Below are 3431 nucleotides of genomic sequence, written 5' to 3' on the forward strand. Positions count from 1 at the left end.
GGCGTGCCGGCCGCGGGCCGGGGCCGCCCCGCGCTGCGCGCTGCCCACCAGCAGCGCCCCGCCGACCAGGGCCAGCAGCCCGACGACACCGAGGCCGATCGGCAGCGTCGTGGTGATCAGGGTGATCCGGTTGCTGGCGTCGAGCGCGCGGGCCAGGCCGGCGGCGACGGTCTCGTCGTCGAAGCGCAGGGTGCCCTCGATGAGGGTGACGCCCTCGGTGCCGTCGGGGGTGCGGAAGAACTGGCGCTGCTGCTCCTGGCCGTTGACGATCACGCCGCTGGTCGGCTCCACCCACACGGTGCGGACGTTGGTGTAGATGCGCTCGACCGCCACGTCGCCGGTGCCCTCGACGCCGCCGGCGAGCTGGGCCGGCACCTCGCGGCGCTCGGTGACCGTCTCGGGCACCTCCTGCTCGAACTTGTAGACCGTGGTGCCCTCGATCTGCTCCTCGCCCACGAACCGCGCCGGGAACGGGCGCTGCGCGGTGGTGTCGAACATTTCGTAGTCGCGCTGCTCGACGCCGAACGGGAACGTGTAGGACAGCCCGGAGTGGCTGACCCGGTTGTCGCCGTTGAGCCGTTCGGACGCGCACGGCTGCACCGCCTGCGCGGTGTGCCGGTCGAGGCAGACGCGGTCCTCGGTGACGCCGATGAGCGCGCCCTCCGAGTCGGTGATCAGCAGCGACGCGGTCCAGACGGCCACGTCGGGGCCGGCGTCGGGGGCGCGGGGGTCGCCGATGACGTCGCGACCGGCCCGCACGCTGACCCCGCTGCGCTGCTCGAGGTCGCCGGGGTAGAACACCGTGACGCCGGTGCCGGTCGCCACGCTCGACCCGTCCTGGTCGAGCGGGAGCACCACCAGTTGCGGCACCAGGAACAACCGCACCGCCACCGCCGCCACGGCGCAGAATGCCCCGATTCCGAGCAGCGCGAGACCGATCGAGCGACGTTGCATCGAATGCGCCCTTCAGCGTTGAAGCCGGTGGCCGCAGCGGGGCGGCCTCGGGGCAGGTTACTCACCGGTAGTGCGGTTGCCAACACCCAATCCCGGACCCTCCGCCACGCGCTTGCGCAGCACGAGGACCAGATTCCAGGAAACGACCTCGCGCAGCAGCGGCACCGCGACCACCCAGTGCGCCCACCACGGGTGGTAGCGCGGCAGCGCGGCCACGACCTCGACGTCGGGGCGGGTGCGCGCCCAGCGCAGCGCGCCCCCGACCGACACCGCGAACAGCGACTCCCCGAAGCGGTTCTTGGGCTCGCGGCCCATCCGCGCGCGGTAGCGGGCGCGGGCCCGGTGGCCGCCGAGGTAGTGCCACGGAGCGGTCTCATGGCCGCCCCACGGCGACCACCACGGCGTGAAGGACAGGAAGACGACGCCACCCGGGCGGGTGACGCGGACCATCTCCGCGGCCATCCGCCACGGTGACGGCACGTGCTCGAGCACATTGGACGAGTAGCAGATGTCCACCGATCCGGTGCGCACCGGCAGTTCCTGCCCGCTGCCGCGGACCATGCCCGGCGCCGGGGCGCCGCGCGCCGACAGCTCGCCCACGTCGGGGTCCAGCCCCACGTAGCCGGCGCCCGCGGCGCGGAAGGCGTCGGCGAAGTAGCCGGGGCCGCCGCCGACGTCGAGCAGGCTGCGTCCGCGCAGCGGCACGTGCTCGGCGAGCTGGCCCACCGAGTCGGCGGCCAGCACCGCGTAGAAGTGGTCGGGATCGGTCTGCTCGCGCAGGAAAGCGCGGAACAAGCGCACGGCGCGACTGAGCGTGGCTCGGCGGGCAATGTGCGACATTCAGCCTCCGATATGGACCCAAATGCAGTACTGGTGGGTAACCTACTGAACGGTAACGTGCGCAGCATGCCAAAGGCGGCAAGCACCGACGTGCTGTTCCTGAATTGGCGCGACGCCACCCACCCCGAGGGCGGCGGATCCGAACGGTACGTGCACCGGGTCGCCGAAGGGCTCGCCGCGACGGGCTTGCGAGTGACCCTGTTGTGCGCTGCGCACGGTCGGGCGCCCCGCGAGGAGTGGGTCGGCGGGGTCCGGGTGCTGCGCCGGGGCGGGCGGCTGACGGTCTACCCGCACGGCCTGCTGCAGCTCGTGCGACTGCGCCCCCGGGCCGTCGTCGACGTGCAGAACGGCGTGCCGTTCGGCTCCCCGCTGGTGGCCCGCTCCGGGGTGGTCGTCCTGGTCCACCACGTGCACCGCGAGCAGTGGCGGATCCTGTTCGGGCGCGTCGTGGGCGGGCTGGGCTGGTGGCTGGAGTCGCGGGTGGCGCCCCGGCTCTACCGCCGCTGCCGCTACGTGACCGTCTCGCCGAGCACCGCCGACGAGCTCGTCGGGCTGGGCGTGGCGCGCCGGCGGATCACCGTGGTGCCCAACGGCCGCGACGCCACCCCGGCCGTCGACACCGGGACCGACCCGCACCCGCGCCTGGTCGTGCTGGGCCGGCTGGTGCCGCACAAGCGGGTCGAGCACGCGATCGAGGTGGTCGCGCGGCTGCGCGGGCACCGGCCGGACCTGCGCCTGGACGTGGTGGGCGACGGCTGGTGGGCACCGCGGCTGCGCGAGCGCGCCGCCGAACTGGGCGTCGCGGACCGGGTGCGCTTCCACGGCCACGTCGACGAGCGGACCAAGCACGAACTGCTGGCGGCGGCGTGGCTGCACCTGTGCCCCTCGGTCAAGGAGGGCTGGGGGATCGTGATCACCGAGGCGGCCGGGCACGGCGTGCCCACGGTGGCCTACCGCTCGGCGGGCGGCGTGCGCGACTCGGTGCTCGACGGGCGCACCGGCCTGCTGGTCGACGACCTCGACGGGATGGTCGCCGCGGTGGACGGGCTACTGGGCGACCCGTCGGTGCGGGGCGCGCTCGGCACGGCGGCGGCCCGCGAGGCCGCCCGCCACACCTGGGCGGAGAGCATCGGCGGCTTCGCCGCGGTGCTGAGCCGGGTCACCGGCGCGGCGCCCGCCCGGGACGCCGCGCACGGCCCCGGCTCAGCGCTGACCGTAGTTGACCTCGGCGACCGTCTCGCTCTGCGCCGCGGCCTGGTCGGGGTTCAGCGCCGCGCCCGCGGCGAACACGGCCGCGACCCCGAGAACTGCTCCGAGAGCCACCGCGACGACTACCCCAGCGATCGACTTCATGCCCTGTCCCGCCTTCCCCGGTTCCGACGGGCGCAGACCGTAACCCGCTCCGCCGCTCTTGACAACGCGTCCGATCGCAACCCCAACCCGCCGGTAACCCCCGTGGTGACGACCGCGGCGGCCACGACGGCGACGAGCGCGACCCCGTGCGCCCCGAGCACGGCGGCCACCGCGGCCGGCGCCGCCGAGGACGGCGCGACCGCGCCCGGCACCCGCAGCAGGACCAGCCAGTGACCGGCCACGACCTGCGGCAACGCGGCGACGGCCGGGGCGGGCGCCGGCCC

The 3431-nt window shown here is 74.7% G+C and carries 3 protein-coding genes; 1 reads left to right on the top strand and 2 read right to left on the bottom strand.

The window, feature by feature from the left end; genetic code table 11:
• Both pgfA and KIK08_RS38185 read right to left on the bottom strand, forming a co-directional pair.
• Nucleotides 1–954, bottom strand: a 954-nt coding sequence (gene pgfA / locus KIK08_RS38180) for a cell envelope lipid trafficking protein PgfA (RefSeq protein ID WP_250558631.1), incomplete at its 3' end; no start/stop codon positions are given.
• Between the two features lie 57 nt (nt 955–1011).
• On the bottom strand, nt 1012–1755 hold the full coding sequence (locus tag KIK08_RS38185; RefSeq protein ID WP_214408186.1) for a class I SAM-dependent methyltransferase: 744 nt from the start codon (nt 1753–1755) through the stop codon (nt 1012–1014).
• A 105-nt stretch (nt 1756–1860) separates the two neighbouring features.
• Between KIK08_RS38185 and KIK08_RS38190 the strand changes: the two genes are divergently transcribed.
• Nucleotides 1861–3381 (top strand): glycosyltransferase family 4 protein, encoded by a 1521-nt coding sequence (locus tag KIK08_RS38190; protein WP_250558633.1) that lies wholly within the window; start codon nt 1861–1863, stop codon nt 3379–3381.
• The last annotated feature ends 50 nt before the right edge of the window (nt 3382–3431 follow it).

The sequence above is a fragment of the Pseudonocardia lacus genome, assembly GCF_018531445.1.
In the GTDB taxonomy this organism is placed as follows: domain Bacteria; phylum Actinomycetota; class Actinomycetes; order Mycobacteriales; family Pseudonocardiaceae; genus Pseudonocardia; species Pseudonocardia lacus.

Excerpts from the sequence above, each read along its gene's own strand:
- KIK08_RS38190 (WP_250558633.1), top strand. The coding sequence starts at position 1,861 with ATGCCAAAGGCGGCAAGCACCGACGTGCTGTTCCTGAATTGGCGCGAC.